This is a genomic window from Gammaproteobacteria bacterium, assembly GCA_035501935.1.
Lineage (GTDB): Bacteria > Pseudomonadota > Gammaproteobacteria > JAJPIJ01 > JAJPIJ01 > JAJPIJ01.
In genome coordinates this window covers 34,697-48,848 of the sequence record DATJVC010000003.1, presented here as the reverse complement: position 1 = coordinate 48,848, position 14,152 = coordinate 34,697, and the positions used below count along the sequence as shown (strand labels likewise).

Genomic DNA, 14,152 nt, shown 5'->3' with positions numbered 1-14,152 from the left:
ACTTCACCACCGCCGGCGGCTAAATTGCCGCGCATGAAGCGCCTGGCCCAGCTGTTGCGCCCGTGGCTCCGCGAGCTGGTGCGGCGGCTGTTCCGCGTCGAGGTGCGGGGGCTGGAGCACTATCATGCCGCCGGCCAGCGGGTGCTGATCATCGCCAATCATGTATCGCTGATGGACGGCGCCTTGTTGTTCCTGTTCCTGCCTGAACCGCCCATCTTCGCCGTCAACACCGACATTGCCGGACGCCGCCTGTTCCGTCCGTTTCTGGCCTGCGTGGACACCTTCCTGCTGGACACCACCCACGCGCTGGCGGTCAAGGGCATGGTCAAATTTCTGCGCGAGGACAGGAAGGCGGCGATCTTTCCGGAGGGGCGCATTTCCATCACCAGCGGTCTGATGAAGATCTACGAAGGCCCGGGATTGATCGCCGACCGCGCCGAAGCGGCGATCCTGGCCGTCGGCATCGAGGGCGCACAGTATTCAGTATTCTCATACCTGCGTGGCATGGTGACGCGCCGCTGGCTGCCGCCCATCCGGCTGACATTTCTGCCGCCCTTCCGGTTGCAATTGCCGGAGGACCTGCACGGCCCACAGCGGCGCAAGGCTGCCGCGCGGCAATTGCATGACGCCCTGCTCCGGCTTTCCTACCTCAACAGTTACCGGCACGAGACGGTTTTCGCCGCCCTGTGCCGCGCCGTCCGCACGCATGGCGCGGGCACTGTCATTGCCGAGGACCCGCGCCGTGAACCGCTGACCTACCGCGCGCTGCTGGCCCGCGCCTTCGTACTCGGTGATTTGATCGCAGGCCGCACCAGTCCGGGCGAGCACCTAGGCATCATGCTGCCGAATTCGACGGCGGCGCTAACCGCGTTTCTGGCCCTGCATGCCCAAGGCCGCGTGCCGGTAATGTTGAATTTTACCGCCGGCGTCAAAAACGTTTCGGCCGCCTGCGCCGTCGCGCGCCTGCGCGCCATCATCACCTCGCGCGAGTTCATCGAGAAGGCAGGGCTGCAAGCATTGGCACAGGCGCTGGCCGCAGGGCATCAGTTGGTCTACCTCGAAGATTTGAAAGCGCAAGTAACCTTGAAGCGAAAACTTAATGGCCTGCTCGCAACTCGTATCCCGATGCAGGCATATCACCAGCGCACGGGCGCGGGTGATCCCGACTCAACAGCGGTCATTTTGTTTACTTCCGGCTCAGAGGGCGCGCCCAAAGGCGTGGCACTATCGCATGCCAACCTGCTGGCCAATTACGCGCAGACGCGGACCCTGATTGCGCTGACCCAGCGCGATCTCGTGTTCAACACCCTGCCGATGTTCCATGCCTTCGGGCTTTCCGCCGGCACGCTGCTGGCCGTCATGGAGGGCGCGCGAGTGTTCCTCTATCCAACGCCGCTGCACTATCGCCTCATCCCGGAGTTGTGTTACGAGTTGAACGCCACCGTGCTGTTCAGCACCAACACCTTTCTTTTCGGTTATGCGCGCTACGCGCATCCGCTGGATTTCAGCACGCTGCGCTTCGTGATCGCCGGCGCCGAAAAGCTGCGCGTGGAAACGCAACGCCTCTGGCTTGAACGCTTCGGCCAGCGCGTGATGGAGGGTTACGGCGTCACCGAGGCAAGCCCGGTGATCGCGGTCAATACTCCGGCACTGTACAAGCTCGGCACGGTCGGGCGCCTGCTCACGGGCATCGACTACCGGCTGGAACCGGTGGAAGGCATTCCCCGCGGCGGGCGGCTGTTGGTGCGCGGCCCCAACATCATGCGCGGCTACATTAATGCGGAGGGCGGCATCACCCCTCCTACTGCGGATGCCGGCCCCGGCTGGTACGACACGGGCGACATCGCCGAGCTCGACGCCGAGGGTTTTCTCGCCATCACCGGCCGCCTGAAGCGCTTCGCCAAGATCGGCGGCGAAACGGTGCCGCTCATGCTGACCGAGGAACTGGCCATGACGCTGTGGCCGAAGGCCATGCACGCCGCGCTGGTGATCGCGGAAGGACGCAAGGGCGAACAGATCGTGCTGTTGACAACGGAACGCACGGCGGAGCGCCATGCGCTGGTGGAGGAAGCGCAGCGGCAGGGCGTCACCGCGATGGCCATTCCGAAACAGGTGCGAATCGTGCACAAACTGCCGCAGCTCGCCAGCGGCAAAATCGACTATCCGGCGGCCATGGAAATCATGACCCGCCTGACCGAGCCTCCGCCGGCCTAAACACCGCGCTGTGAGGCGAGGTGATCGGCGTGGCGGATGGGTTCCGGCAGGCGGAAACGCGGCGTGCAGGCCAGCACCAATTCGATGGCTGTGTCGAGCGACACGCGATGACCGTTGGAGACATACACCGGTTTCACGCCCGTTCGTGTCCGTAGAGCCGCGCCGATGGTCTCCTCGTCATCGCGCAACGGCGTCCACTCGCCGCGCTGCCGACCGACGGCGGCATGCGTGCCGATAAGCAATGACTTGCCGACGCCGATGGTGGGACAGTTGAGCCACCAGCCCAGATGACAGGCGATCCCGAAACGCCGTGGGTGGGCGATGCCCTGCCCGTCACACAAGATCAGATCCGGCTTCACCGGCAGCTTCGCCAAGGCATCCAGGATGGCGGGCAGTTCGCGGAAGGAAAGCAGTCCCGGCACGTAAGGGTACGTTGTCTTCCGCTGCGCCGTCCGTGCCGCAATGAACTTGAGGCTCGGATATTCGAAGAGTGCCGCGGCAGCGCGTGTCTTCTGCCCTCCCCCTGGAAAGCCCGCGTCCACGCCGGCCACGGTGCGGATGCGCTTGAACTGGTCCACGTGACTGACTTCATGGCGCAGCCGCTCCTGTAACGCAATTGCCGCGCTCGGCGTAAGCTTGAAGTCGGCGCGGCGACGTAGTGACATTAGACCCTATCTCAAAATACCGCCAATGTTCACCCTTCGACTACCCCGCCCGTTCGCTCTGAGCTTGTCGAAGGGTATATATGAACGGGGGGGCGGGGTGCTCAGGGCGAACGGCATTTTAAGATAGATACCAGAAGCTGTCTCAAAACGTAGTGAGCGGGCGTCAGCCGGTTACGGCCGGAGCGGAGAAACCGGAGCATACACAGTAGCATGTGAGGATTTCGAGCACCGCCCGGAACCGGATCACGACTGCGCAGCAGTTTTGAGACAGCTTCTAGGCAAGCGTGGCCATGACCGCCAGCACATCGTCCAGCATCGCCGCCAGCAGTCGCTCGCCTTTAGCGCGCGTGGCGAGCGTGGCGTCACCGTTGACGCCGCTCGGACTGTAGTTCGGGCCTTTGGGATCCAGCCGGTTGAACATGCCGCGCTCGATGTGCTTGTCCGCCGCCACCGCGCGACTCATATCGACGCGCTCCGGCGCGATGGCCAGCATGATCGAGGTTTCGATCTCATCGGCATGCCCGCCGAAGGGCTGTTCCTCCACCGCTTGCACGGCGGCCGTGAATGCCGGACCGGCATAGACATTGATCAGCGTGGCCCGTCCCGATTCAACACCGGCCAGCGCGGCTTGCAGGGGCTTGATGGTGCTGATGCCGGTATTGAGCAACGCCACATGGCGCGCGCCGGTGTGCAAAATACCGGTAACGATCTCGCGCGCCAGCATTTCAAAAGTGGATGGGGACAGCGAGATGCTGCCGGGATATTGCACGAATACGGGATAGTAGCCGTAACTGAGCGTGGGCCACACCGCGACCGGCAGTCTTTCGACCAGCGCCCGGGCCAGCCATTCGGCCTGGGTGAAATCGGTGTCCAGCGGCAGGTGATGGCCGTGCTCCTTGGCGCCCGCGCCGACGGGCAGCACGGCGATCGCGCCCGCTTGCAACCGCGCCTCGACCTCCGGCCAGGCGCATTGGGCCACCCAAATCCCCGCGGGTTTTGACATCTAACGAAAGCTTAGACTGCTGGACTTCCCCTCGACCAGTCCGGCGATGATGAGGCCGGCAAGTGACCAGCCGATGATTGCATCGGCGACATCGACAATGGTGTAGGCCGGCGGGAAATGCCACCAGATGACGTTCGGCGCATATCCCGCCAGGGCGATGACGACGCCGGCCGTCGCCACGAACATCACGCGCCGCAGGTAATCCAGGTTTTGCGTCTGACCCAGCATCGTGGCGATCAACCATGCCACCAGCACGTTCAAGCCGATGGCCAGCCCGAATTGCGGCCCCATGCTCGTGTCGACGCCCTCGCGAGTCACCGAGGCATAAACGAACGGCCCCTGTTGCCTGCGGGCCAGCGCGTCCTGCATGGCGCGATCAGTGATATCCGGGTGCGTGTTGTTTTTGGACATGGGCACATAAGGCAGCACGTACACGCCGCTTGCTGGCGCATTGGCCATCACCGCCTGCGCCACCGGGGCTTCATCAGCGAACCCGTGCAAGGCACGCTCATGCCACGGTAATGCCATCCACGACACGCTACCCCATGCGAAAACCGCCAGCCCCCCCAAAACCGCTGCCAGCAATGATTTCTTCATGTTGCCTCCCCATAAAGATGAGCTACCGACCCCCGCGATAGCACTTTCTTCTAGGCGTTCATGCCCTTTTGCAGCCGACGCCACAGCTCGGACCATAGGCCACGACCTGCGCCATGCCGCCCATGATGGCGAGATTCTTCAGGAACATGATCTGCTGGCCCGGATCGGACCAGAAGGGGTGGAACACATAGGTCACGGGAATGATGAAGAGAAAGATGGCCAGCGCCGCCTGGCGTGCGTACCAGCCGGTTGCCAGCAGCAGGCCGCCGCCCAGTTCGATGATGATGGTGAGCACCAGCAGCACGTTCGCCATCGGCAGGCCCTTGCCGACCATCATCTCCGCCGTGGCGGAAAAATGCGTCAGCTTGCCGTAGCCGGCAATGATGAAGATCGCCGCCAGCAGCAGGCGTCCAACGAACGCCACCCAGCACCGTACCGCGCCATTCGCAATCATAGCCCCTCCCATTGACAAGGATTGATTCACTGTCCGCCTACCTTAGCACGCGTCTTGTCACTTGGAACAGACACCCTGTGCTAACATGTTTTGAACACCGTTTCTTTGACACCATGGATGCGCTCAAGGCCAAAATCCGGGACATCCCCGACTTTCCCAAGCCGGGCATCGTATTCAAGGACCTGACCCCCCTCATCCGCGATCCCGCCAGCCTCCGGCAGGCGACGGAGGAACTGGTGAAACCCTTCCGCAACGTGGGCATTACCGTCGTGGCCGGCATGGAGGCGCGCGGTTTCATCTTCGGCAGCCTGGCGGCGCGCGAATTGGGCGTCGGCTTCGTGCCCCTGCGCAAACCCGGCAAGCTGCCATACCAGGTCGAAGCCCTGTCCTATGACCTGGAATACGGCTCGGCGACCCTGGAAATCCACGTCGATGGCGTCGGCAAGCATGATCGCGTGCTGTTGGTGGACGATCTCATCGCCACGGGCGGCACCGCGGAGGCCAGTTGCCGGCTGGTCGAGAAACTGGGCGCGACGCTCGTGGCCTGCGCCTTTGTGGTCGAACTGGATTTTCTACACGGACGCAAAAAACTGAACAACTACCGCGTGCACAGCCTCGTGCACTTTTGACGGGTCGTTTATAACTACTACCGCGACGGTCGCTTCAAGTTACTATGCGGTAACAAGGCTTGTATTCCCGCCCCGGCAGCCGCATGCGCTTTTGCGCGACGAATGCCTGCAGCAACGCATCGAGACTGGCCATGATTGCGCGTTCGCCGTGGATCTCGAAGGGCCCGTGTTCCTCCACCCGCTTCATGCCGTCCTCCTTGACGTTGCCGGCGACGATGCCCGAGAAGACGCGGCGCAACTGCGCCGCCAGCCGGTGCACCGGCTGGTCGCGATGTATTTGAAGCGCGGCCATGCTTTCATGCGTGGCGGCAAATGGTTTTTGCAATTCCAGATTGAGCCGCAGGCGCCAGTTGAAGTAATAGGCCTCATCATTGCGCTCGCAAAATTCAAAAACCTCGTCCAACGCCGTCTTGATCTGCCGCGCCACCTTGATGGGCTCGCCGATGATGACGCGCAACTGCGCCGCGACCTTCTCGCCGAGGGCCTCGGCAATAAACTCCGTCAACAGGCGGAAATAATCCCGGCTGGAATGCGGGCCGCTCAAGATCATGGGAAAGGGCGAATTGGCGTTGTCGGGGTGCAAGAGGATGCTCAGGAGGTAAAGGATTTCCTCCACCGTGCCCGCGCCGCCGGGGAAGATGATGAAACCGTGTCCCAGCCGCACGAAGGCCTCCAGCCGCTTTTCCATGTCCGGCATGATGACCAGCTCGTTGACGATCGGATTGGGTGATTCCGCCGCGATGATGCCCGGTTCGGAGATGCCGATGTACCGGCCGCGGCTGCTGCGCTGCTTGGCGTGGCCGATGGCGGCGCCCTTCATCGGCCCCTTCATGGCCCCGGGACCGCAGCCGGTGGAAACATGCAATCCGCGCAGCCCCAGTTCATAGCCCACGAGCTTGCTGTAGTCGTATTCCTCGCGGCTGACCGAATGCCCGCCCCAGCACACGACGATCTGGTGGCTGGCACCGTGCAGCAGCACATTCGCGTTGCGCAGGACGCTGAACACAGCTTCAGTTATACCGGCGGAAGTGTTGAGGTCGAAGCGCGCGCCCTGCTGGATCTCGTTGTGCATGAACAGGATATCACGCAGCACGGCGAACAGGTGTTCGCGGACGCCGCGGATCATGCGGCCGTCGACGAAGGCGCTGGCGGGGGCGTTCTCGACCCTGAGCTTGATGCCGCGCTCCTTCTGCACCAGCCGCACTTGGAAATCCGGATATGCCTTCAGCAGCGCGCGGGTATCGTCGATTTCATTGCCGGAGGTGAGCACGGCCAGACAGCAGCGCCGGAATTGCTCATACAAGCCGCCGTTGCCGGTATCGAGGAGTTCCATCACCTCCCGCTGCGACAGCACTTCGAGGCTGCCTTCGGGACTGACGACGGTATGAACTGTATTCGTGGTGTTCATGTGCGGGATGTTGGCATTGTACCTGTTGGCGGCACGGGGTAGGAATTCGGATGGAAGAAAGTTCAGGAGTACAATAAATTATTGTTGCAAAACGCCTTGGTAGCTTCAGTGGGCGAGACGGATTGAGGCGGACATCCAGTGAATGTCCGCCCCGGCGAGCGCCGAGCCACGGAGGGCGAGGCCGGGTCTTAGCACCAAGGATGGTTGAATTCACTGACGATGACGATTGTTTGCAAAACGCCCTGGTAGCTCAGTGGATAGAGCGTCCGCCTCCTAAGCGGAAGGTCGCCGGTTCGACTCCGGCCTAGGGCGCCACCATTAATTCGCCTCAGGAGAGAGAAACATTGGAGCTCACACATGCTGTCGCTGCTTTACAGCGATTCTCGGGGCAAGATCTAGGTCTTAGCCTCTGGAAAATGGAGTCTGCCCTAGAGGGCATGACTGCGGGTGAGCTTGCTCCGATTCTGCAACAACATGATGCTGATCATGAGACCCTCGAAGGTGCAGCGCTCATCAAGAATATTGCTGGACAGATCAACGTCGTTATCCATGCGCTTGGGATTCTACTCTGTCTGCCACAACTCTTGGCAGTTGATGAGCGCGTGCAGAGCCTATCACTGGGTGCAGGCAACACTGGTAAACAATTTGACTTGGAAACAGACCGTCGGGTTGCTGAGTTCAAATTTATCTCGTGGCAAGGCGGACCAGAAGCTATCCGGCAGAACTCGGTTTTCAAAGACTTCTTCTATCTCGCTGAGCTCGAAAGCCCGAAATCGAGGCATTTGTATGTGCTGGGAACGGAACACCCACTGAAATTCATGACTGGACGCCGTGCAATGAGTAGTGTCCTGAGCAAGAATATGAAACTACACGATGATTTCATCGCGAAGTATCCGGACTGTAAAGTCGTGCGGGACTACTACATTCCCCGGCGTGAGATCGTCAGAATTGAGGACATATCGCCGTTTTTGCGCGGGCTCATCGACTCGCCGCAGGTTTAACAAATCTTCGACCTAACAAACATCAATGCGCTTCGCCAGCAAACTTCAGATCGATTTCAATGCCTGATTTAGATCGCGTTTCAGATCCTCTGCGTTCTCCAATCCCACTGAAATACGGATCAGGCCGTCGGTGATCCCGGCGCGGGTGCTTCCTCGCAAGTGACGTACCATTTGTGGTACACTAGGTCATGGTCAGGAGATCGCCGATCTTGGAGATCCGTTTCTACGTGACCGCCCAAGGCCGTGAACCCGTCCGTGAGTGGCCGAAGAACCTTCCTCCAGAGGAACGGAGGATAATAGGCGAGGATCTCAAGACCGTTCAGTTTGGTTGGCCCTTGGGCATGCCACTAGTCCGGAAGCTCAAGCCGGACTTATGGGAAGTGCGAAGTACCCTACCCTCTGGCATTGCTCGGGTTTTGTTCACAAAAGTTGGCGCAATAATGGTCTTGGTTTATGGCTTCATCAAAAAATCGAGGAAACTTCCTCCACAGGACCTTGATCTCGCGTTGCGCAGGATGAAGGAGGTGCAATATGGCTAAAGCCAATAGACATATCGGCAACAATCTTGACGACCTGTTGTCTGAGGATGGTTCGCTTCAGAAGGTGTCTGCGCGCGCCCTTAAACGCGTGCTTGCCTGGCAAATGCAGGAGGGCATGAAGAAAAAGGGCCTCACCAAAGTGGCAATGGCCAAACGCATGCGCACCAGTCGCTCGGCCCTTGATCGCCTTCTGGATGAATCGGACACCGGTTTGACAATCGACACTCTGACGCGCGCAGCCAAGGCACTCGGCTATACGGTCAAGATCGAGCTGAAGGCAGCGTGAGAGAGGTACGAATAACGTTTGGGGCTTGCCGGTGCGCTTCAGATTGATTTTAAGGCCTGCTGAAGATCGCGTTTCAAATCCTCTGCGTTCTCCAATCCCACAGAAATGCGGATCAGTCCGTCAGTAATGCCGGCACGGGCACGCTCCTCCGGCGTGATGCGCCAGTGCGTGGTGGTGGCCGGATGGGTGATGGTGCTCTTGGCGTCGCCGAGATTGGCCGTGATGGAGAAGATGCGCACGCCGTCGATGAGCTTCCATGCCGCGGGCTGACCACCCTCCACCTCGAAGCTGATGATGCCGCCGTAGCCTTTCTGTTGGCGCTTGGCCAGTTCATGCTGTGGATGCGACGGCAGGCCCGGATAGTAAACCCGCTTCACCTTCGGCTGCTGTTGCAGCCAATCGGCCACCGCCAGGGCGCGCGCGCTGTGCGCCTCCATGCGCAGGCCGAGCGTCTCCAGACCTTTTAAAAACACCCAGGCGTTGAACGGACTCAACGACGGTCCGGCGGTGCGCACGAATCCGAACATCGGCTCCAGCAATTTATCGCCGCCGATGATGGCGCCGCCCACGCAACGGCCCTGGCCGTCGAGATACTTGGTCGCGGAATGAATGACGATGTCCGCGCCGAACTTGAACGGCAGTTGCAGCGCCGGCGTTAGAAAACAGTTGTCGACCACTGAGAGACAATCGTGCCTGTGCGCGATTTCGCTCAGGCGCGCGATGTCGGCGATCTCGGTCAGCGGATTGGAAGGCGTCTCCACGAACAGGAGTTTGGTCTCCGGGCGGATCGCCTGCTCCCACGCCGCGTAGTCGGTCAGCGGCACGAAGGTGTGCTGCACGCCGAATTTGGACAGCCACTGCTGGAACAGCGTCACCGTGGTGCCGAACACGCTCTGCGAGCAGACCACGTGATCACCGCTCTTCAGCAGCGCCATGCAGGTGGTCAGGATCGCCGCCATGCCGGAACCGGTGGCGACACAGCGCTCGCCGCCCTCCAGCAGCGCCAGCCGCTGCTCGAAGGTGCGCACCGTCGGGTTGGTGAAGCGCGAGTAGATGTTGCCCGGCTCGTCACCCTTGAAACGCGCCGCCGCCTGCGCGGCGTTCTTGAAGGTGAAGCTCGAGGTCAGAAACAGCGGCTCGCTCTGCTCGCCCTCGTGCGTGCGCACCTGTCCCGCGCGCACGGACAGCGTTTCGATTGCATACTCTTGATCGGGTTTATCGCCCATGATTCGTACTCCCTCGCTGTCATGCGCCGCCGGCGGGCCATCATGCGGGCACAAAAAAACCCGCGAAACTAAAGCGGGCTTGTGATCTTGCCATCGCTTTAGCTGATTTTCCGGTCGTGCGATTTCACACTCCGGAGCGCCCGCAAGCTGATTCAAATCGGCGCCAAGGGCGGCAATGTAGAGAAATCGCTACGCGCTGTCAAACTCCAGCCAGCTAATGCCGTTCGTCCTGAGGTATCGAAGGGCGAATATCACCCAAACATTTAAGTCGTACGTGCTTCGATACCTCAGCACGAACGGTGTTTCTATTTACAGGCGGCAAGGATGGCGTGGACCAGTTCCCCGGGCATGCGGGTCTTTGCCGGCGTGCGCTGCTCCGCCGCGGACAACCGGGCCAGCGTCACGGTGCGGCGGTAGGCCTTGAGATAGGCGCGGCAGGGGCGGCACATGCGGATATGCCGCTCGAATTTGCGGCGCTGCGACGCCGGCAGCCGGCCGTCCACGTATTCCGAAATAAAGGCGTCCGCCTCGGCGCATGTGAGCATGCCCGGCACGTGCTTGAACATCAGATATTCGAGTTTCAGCAATATCCGTTTCATGGTTACGCGACCTCACCCTTGTAGAGCGGCTCCAGCAGGGTCTTCAAGGCGGCGCGCGCCCGGTGCAGCCGGACCTTCACGCTGCCCTCGCTGTCGCCCAGCAGTTCGGCCGTCTCGCGGGTGTCATACCCTTCGATGTCCCGCAGCAGCAAAACGGTACGGTAGGCCTCCGGCAGCCGCTCGATCTGTCCCCGGACATGCTGCTGGACATGCTCGCGGGTCACGATGTCCTCGGCGGACTCGGTGAAATTCCACTCCGGCTCGTGGCGGAATTCGCCGATATGCGGCAGCAGATCGTCGATGGAAACCTCGTTTTTGCGCTGCCGCGTACGGCGCCGCATCAAGGCGGCGTTGAGGACGATGCGGTACAGCCAGGTCTTCAGCGACGCGCGTCCCTCGAAGCGTTTGATTTCCTTGAAGGCGCTGATAAAAGCGTCCTGCACGGCGTCGCGGGCATCGGCCTCGTTGCCCAGCACCCGCACGGCCAGCCGGTAGAGCGCATCACCGTGCTGCCGCACCAGGGTCTCGAAGGCCGCGGCATCGCCACGTTGCAACGCCGCGACCAGTTGCGTCTCATCCGGCGCGCTGGCGGGATTCGTCACGGTTGGAAACAGGCTGGTGGAGACAAACGGGAAAACCGAATGCGGGCGGTTCCAGGATGACCGCGACGCGCTATGCGGTGGCGGTCAGATCGTTCAGTGCGTTGCCGCCACCCTTGTCACGCCTGGTCTTGGCGCCGTCCGAACGCTGGGCGCCGATGCGTTTCAAGTACACATCGCTGACGTCGCCGGTCACATACACGCCGTCGAAACACGAGGTGTCGAAACGCTGCATGTCGGGATTGCCCCGGCGGGCGCAATCGATGAGGTCATCCAGGTCCTGATAAATCAGGCGGTCGGCGCCGATGATCCGACATACCTCCTCATCGGTGCGGTTATAGGCGATTAATTCCTCGCCGGTGGGCATGTCGATGCCGTACACGTTCGGGAAGCGCACCGGCGGCGCGGCGGAGGCGAAGTAGACCTTGCGCGCGCCCGCATCACGGGCCATCTGAATGATCTGGCCGGAGGTGGTGCCGCGCACGATGGAGTCGTCCACCAATAGAACGTTTTTGCCCTTGAATTCCAGCTCGATGGCGTTCAATTTCTGCCGCACCGATTTCTGGCGCATACCCTGCCCCGGCATGATGAAGGTGCGGGGGATGTAGCGGTTCTTGATGAAGCCCTCGCGGTATTTCAAGCCCAGGATGTTCGCCAGCTCCAGCGCCGCCGTGCGGCTGGTGTCAGGAATGGGGACGACGACATCGATGTCATGGTCCGGCCACACGCGCTGGATCTTGGCCGCCAGCTTCTCGCCCATGCGCATGCGCGCCTTGTGTACGGAGATGCCGTCGATGATGGAGTCCGGGCGCGCCAGATAGACGTACTCGAAAATGCACGGCGCATGCAGCACATTATCCGCGCACTGCCGGCGGTGCAGCTCGCCCTTCTTGTCAATGAACACCGCCTCGCCGGGCTGGATGTCGCCCACCAGCCTGAAACCAAGGACATCCAGCGCCACCGACTCGGAGGCGATCATATGTTCCGGCCCCTCCTTCGTGTCACGGCGGCCATAGACCACGGGGCGGATGCCGTGCGGATCGCGGAAGCCCAGGATGCCGACGCCGGTGATCATGGCGACACAGGCATAAGCGCCGCGCACCCGCTTGTGCAGGCCGCGCACGGCGGCGAAGACGTCCTCGGCGTCGATGCGCAGCTTGCCGCTGCGCGCCAATTCGTGCGCCAGCACGTTGAGCAGCACCTCGGAATCCGAATCGGTGTTGATGTGGCGCAGGTCCTCGGCGAAGAGCTGCGCCTTCAATTCCTGGGCATTGGTGAGATTGCCGTTATGCGCGAGCGCAATGCCGTAGGGCGAATTGACGTAGAACGGCTGGGCCTCGGCGGAGGAGGAACAGCCGGCGGTGGGATAACGGACGTGGCCGATGCCCATGTTGCCGGCAAGATTGACCATGTGGCGGGTGTGGAAGACATCGCGCACCATGCCGTTGGACTTGCGCAGAAAAAAACGGCCCTCGGCGTAGGTGGCGATGCCGGCGGCGTCCTGGCCGCGGTGCTGCAAGACCGTCAGGCCGTCATACAGGGCCTGATTGACGCTGCTTCTGCCGACAATGCCGACGATGCCGCACATGAGGGGCGCTATTGTAACCCTGCCGTCATCCAAAGTTGAAATAGGCCGCATACTGGGGCGGCAACAGCCCCCGCAGTATCATGGCAAGCTGCTGAAAATGCGGGATGAATTGGGATTCGTGCCACCACGGGTCCTTGGGTAAAGGCGTCAGGCCCGCCAGCAGCACCAGCACGGTGACGATGGCGATGCCGCGCGCCAGTCCGAAGAAGATGCCGAGCATTCGATCAGTGCCTGAGAGACCCGTGGCTTTGATCAGCTTGCCGATCAGAAAATTGATCAACCCGCCGGCAAACAGGGTGGCGAGAAACAAGGCGCCAAAGGCGAGAAAGGTGCGCGCCGAGGGGACGCTGATTTTGGAGGTAAGAAGATCGGCAAGTTGAGGCGAGAAGGTGATCGCCACCCAGAAGGCCGCCACCCAGGCCACCAGCGACAGCACCTCGCGCACGAAACCACGGAACAGGCTGATGAGCGTGGAGATGCCGATGACGGCGAGTATGCCGATGTCCACCCAGATCAGTTGATGCATATTCAACGCCCTCTACCTGCATGAAGTCCGGAATGGACTTATCCAGAGATGACAATTATGGATAACGCACGACGATACCCTTGAGGTTCATATCCTTCTCGACTTTGTCGCGCATCTCCTGGGCCTTGGCGCGCACCAGTTCCGGCCCGATGCGAACACGGAACTTCTGGCCATCGCTGGCGTAAAGTTTTTCCACGAATGCGGCATAGCCTTCCTTCTTCAGGCGCGTCTCCAGTTCGTTCGCGTTTTGCTCACTGCCAAAACTGCCCAGCTGCACCACCCATGCCGTCACGCCGACGCGTTGTTCGCTCTTTTCCGCGACGCCGGGCTTGTTGGTTCGTGCCGGTGCGGCCGGCGGCGGGGATTTATCGGTCTGGTTTTGTTCAAGCGGTTTTTTTCCGCCGACGGATTTTTCCGCGACCTTCTCCGCCGGTTTGCCGGCCGTGGCCGGCTTGCCTGCGGCGGGAGTAGCGGGGGTTGCCGCGGCATCCGGGGTTTTACTTCCCGTGGACACGGGTGGGGCGGATGGCGGTGTGGCTGCGGGCGCTGGCGCGGGTGTGGCCGGTGGCGGTGATGCGGACGGAGATTCCGTCTCCGTCGGAGTCGCGGGTGGCGGCAGCGTCACCGTCGCGTCGCTTTCCAGAGGGATGATGCGCGAGTTAAAGTCGGCCTCCGGTTTCGGCGGGATGTTGGTGGTCTCGATCCTGGGTTCTTCCGGGGTCGGCACGCCTTCAAACAGCACCGGCAGGAAAAGTATCCCCACACTGACCAGTACGACGGCGCCCACCAAACGTTGTTTCAGAATCTGGTCCATCTCA

Annotated in this window: 16 protein-coding genes, 1 tRNA gene, 1 other RNA gene and 1 pseudogene; 6 read left to right on the top strand and 13 right to left on the bottom strand. The window is 61.4% G+C overall.

Annotated elements, in window-relative coordinates; translation table 11 throughout:
• Window positions 1–33: 33 nt before the first annotated feature.
• Window positions 34–2,214 carry an AMP-binding protein gene (locus tag VMH34_00435; protein ID HTT07249.1) on the top strand — a complete coding sequence of 727 codons (2,181 nt, stop codon included), beginning with the start codon at window positions 34–36 and terminating at the stop codon, window positions 2,212–2,214.
• On the opposite strand, the gene nfi is transcribed toward VMH34_00435, so the two are convergent.
• From nfi to VMH34_00410, 5 genes are all read right to left on the bottom strand, one after another.
• Entirely contained in the window at window positions 2,211–2,879 is a 669-nt protein-coding gene (gene nfi, locus VMH34_00430; protein ID HTT07248.1) for a deoxyribonuclease V, read from the bottom strand. The two genes, VMH34_00435 and nfi, sit on opposite strands and share 4 nt — an antisense overlap.
• A gap of 135 nt (window positions 2,880–3,014) precedes the next feature.
• Window positions 3,015–3,093: non-coding RNA, sX9 sRNA (locus tag VMH34_00425), on the bottom strand.
• Between the two features lie 60 nt (window positions 3,094–3,153).
• Window positions 3,154–3,882: a creatininase family protein gene (locus tag VMH34_00420; GenBank protein ID HTT07247.1), complete on the bottom strand. Its 729-nt coding sequence runs from the start codon at window positions 3,880–3,882 to the stop codon at window positions 3,154–3,156.
• A complete protein-coding gene (locus tag VMH34_00415) occupies window positions 3,883–4,479 on the bottom strand; it encodes a hypothetical protein (protein HTT07246.1) in 597 nt (198 codons plus the stop codon).
• Between the two features lie 58 nt (window positions 4,480–4,537).
• Window positions 4,538–4,933 (bottom strand): DoxX family protein, encoded by a 396-nt coding sequence (locus tag VMH34_00410; protein HTT07245.1) that lies wholly within the window; start codon window positions 4,931–4,933, stop codon window positions 4,538–4,540.
• A 113-nt stretch (window positions 4,934–5,046) separates the two neighbouring features.
• Here VMH34_00410 and VMH34_00405 point away from each other — a divergent pair, with 113 nt between their 5' ends.
• Complete coding sequence (locus VMH34_00405; protein ID HTT07244.1) at window positions 5,047–5,562, top strand: adenine phosphoribosyltransferase; 516 nt, start codon at window positions 5,047–5,049, stop codon at window positions 5,560–5,562.
• Window positions 5,563–5,596: 34 nt separating this feature from the next.
• On the opposite strand, the gene ppnN is transcribed toward VMH34_00405, so the two are convergent.
• Window positions 5,597–6,970: a nucleotide 5'-monophosphate nucleosidase PpnN gene (gene ppnN, locus VMH34_00400; protein HTT07243.1), complete on the bottom strand. Its 1,374-nt coding sequence runs from the start codon at window positions 6,968–6,970 to the stop codon at window positions 5,597–5,599.
• A gap of 239 nt (window positions 6,971–7,209) precedes the next feature.
• On the opposite strand from ppnN, the gene VMH34_00395 reads away from it, so the two are divergent.
• Together VMH34_00395 and VMH34_00390 are read left to right on the top strand one after the other, a co-directional pair.
• Window positions 7,210–7,285, top strand: a tRNA-Arg gene (locus VMH34_00395).
• A 122-nt stretch (window positions 7,286–7,407) separates the two neighbouring features.
• Window positions 7,408–7,971 (top strand): hypothetical protein, encoded by a 564-nt coding sequence (locus tag VMH34_00390; GenBank protein HTT07242.1) that lies wholly within the window; start codon window positions 7,408–7,410, stop codon window positions 7,969–7,971.
• A gap of 45 nt (window positions 7,972–8,016) precedes the next feature.
• Here VMH34_00390 and VMH34_00385 read toward each other — a convergent pair.
• Window positions 8,017–8,109: pseudogene (locus tag VMH34_00385) on the bottom strand (PLP-dependent transferase).
• Window positions 8,110–8,159: 50 nt separating this feature from the next.
• On the opposite strand from VMH34_00385, the gene VMH34_00380 reads away from it, so the two are divergent.
• A complete protein-coding gene (locus tag VMH34_00380; protein HTT07241.1) occupies window positions 8,160–8,510 on the top strand; it encodes a type II toxin-antitoxin system RelE/ParE family toxin in 351 nt (116 codons plus the stop codon).
• A complete protein-coding gene (locus VMH34_00375; GenBank protein ID HTT07240.1) occupies window positions 8,503–8,796 on the top strand; it encodes an XRE family transcriptional regulator in 294 nt (97 codons plus the stop codon). Before VMH34_00380 ends, VMH34_00375 begins: the two co-directional genes overlap by 8 nt.
• A gap of 38 nt (window positions 8,797–8,834) precedes the next feature.
• Here VMH34_00375 and VMH34_00370 read toward each other — a convergent pair whose 3' ends face one another.
• From VMH34_00370 to VMH34_00345, 6 genes are all read right to left on the bottom strand, one after another.
• Complete coding sequence (locus VMH34_00370; protein ID HTT07239.1) at window positions 8,835–10,022, bottom strand: O-succinylhomoserine sulfhydrylase; 1,188 nt, start codon at window positions 10,020–10,022, stop codon at window positions 8,835–8,837.
• 305 nt (window positions 10,023–10,327) lie between these two features.
• Entirely contained in the window at window positions 10,328–10,621 is a 294-nt protein-coding gene (locus VMH34_00365; GenBank protein ID HTT07238.1) for a zf-HC2 domain-containing protein, read from the bottom strand.
• A 2-nt stretch (window positions 10,622–10,623) separates the two neighbouring features.
• Window positions 10,624–11,223, bottom strand: a complete 600-nt coding sequence (locus VMH34_00360; protein HTT07237.1) for a sigma-70 family RNA polymerase sigma factor — start codon at window positions 11,221–11,223, stop codon at window positions 10,624–10,626.
• Between the two features lie 70 nt (window positions 11,224–11,293).
• Complete coding sequence (gene purF, locus VMH34_00355) at window positions 11,294–12,808, bottom strand: amidophosphoribosyltransferase (GenBank protein HTT07236.1); 1,515 nt, start codon at window positions 12,806–12,808, stop codon at window positions 11,294–11,296.
• 25 nt (window positions 12,809–12,833) lie between these two features.
• Window positions 12,834–13,334 (bottom strand): CvpA family protein, encoded by a 501-nt coding sequence (locus tag VMH34_00350; protein ID HTT07235.1) that lies wholly within the window; start codon window positions 13,332–13,334, stop codon window positions 12,834–12,836.
• A 55-nt stretch (window positions 13,335–13,389) separates the two neighbouring features.
• Complete coding sequence (locus VMH34_00345; GenBank protein ID HTT07234.1) at window positions 13,390–14,148, bottom strand: SPOR domain-containing protein; 759 nt, start codon at window positions 14,146–14,148, stop codon at window positions 13,390–13,392.
• Window positions 14,149–14,152: the final 4 nt, after the last annotated feature.

Bases quoted from the DNA above. Each gene is read 5' to 3' on its own strand.
- VMH34_00435 (HTT07249.1), top strand. From the start codon at position 34: ATGAAGCGCCTGGCCCAGCTGTTGCGCCCGTGGCTCCGCGAGCTGGTG.
- nfi (HTT07248.1), bottom strand. From the start codon at position 2,879: ATGTCACTACGTCGCCGCGCCGACTTCAAGCTTACGCCGAGCGCGGCA.
- VMH34_00420 (HTT07247.1), bottom strand. From the start codon at position 3,882: ATGTCAAAACCCGCGGGGATTTGGGTGGCCCAATGCGCCTGGCCGGAG.
- VMH34_00415 (HTT07246.1), bottom strand. From the start codon at position 4,479: ATGAAGAAATCATTGCTGGCAGCGGTTTTGGGGGGGCTGGCGGTTTTC.
- VMH34_00410 (HTT07245.1), bottom strand. From the start codon at position 4,933: ATGATTGCGAATGGCGCGGTACGGTGCTGGGTGGCGTTCGTTGGACGC.
- VMH34_00405 (HTT07244.1), top strand. From the start codon at position 5,047: ATGGATGCGCTCAAGGCCAAAATCCGGGACATCCCCGACTTTCCCAAG.
- ppnN (HTT07243.1), bottom strand. From the start codon at position 6,970: ATGAACACCACGAATACAGTTCATACCGTCGTCAGTCCCGAAGGCAGC.
- VMH34_00390 (HTT07242.1), top strand. From the start codon at position 7,408: ATGACTGCGGGTGAGCTTGCTCCGATTCTGCAACAACATGATGCTGAT.
- VMH34_00380 (HTT07241.1), top strand. From the start codon at position 8,160: ATGGTCAGGAGATCGCCGATCTTGGAGATCCGTTTCTACGTGACCGCC.
- VMH34_00375 (HTT07240.1), top strand. From the start codon at position 8,503: ATGGCTAAAGCCAATAGACATATCGGCAACAATCTTGACGACCTGTTG.
- VMH34_00370 (HTT07239.1), bottom strand. From the start codon at position 10,022: ATGGGCGATAAACCCGATCAAGAGTATGCAATCGAAACGCTGTCCGTG.
- VMH34_00365 (HTT07238.1), bottom strand. From the start codon at position 10,621: ATGAAACGGATATTGCTGAAACTCGAATATCTGATGTTCAAGCACGTG.
- purF (HTT07236.1), bottom strand. From the start codon at position 12,808: ATGTGCGGCATCGTCGGCATTGTCGGCAGAAGCAGCGTCAATCAGGCC.
- VMH34_00350 (HTT07235.1), bottom strand. From the start codon at position 13,334: ATGCATCAACTGATCTGGGTGGACATCGGCATACTCGCCGTCATCGGC.
- VMH34_00345 (HTT07234.1), bottom strand. From the start codon at position 14,148: ATGGACCAGATTCTGAAACAACGTTTGGTGGGCGCCGTCGTACTGGTC.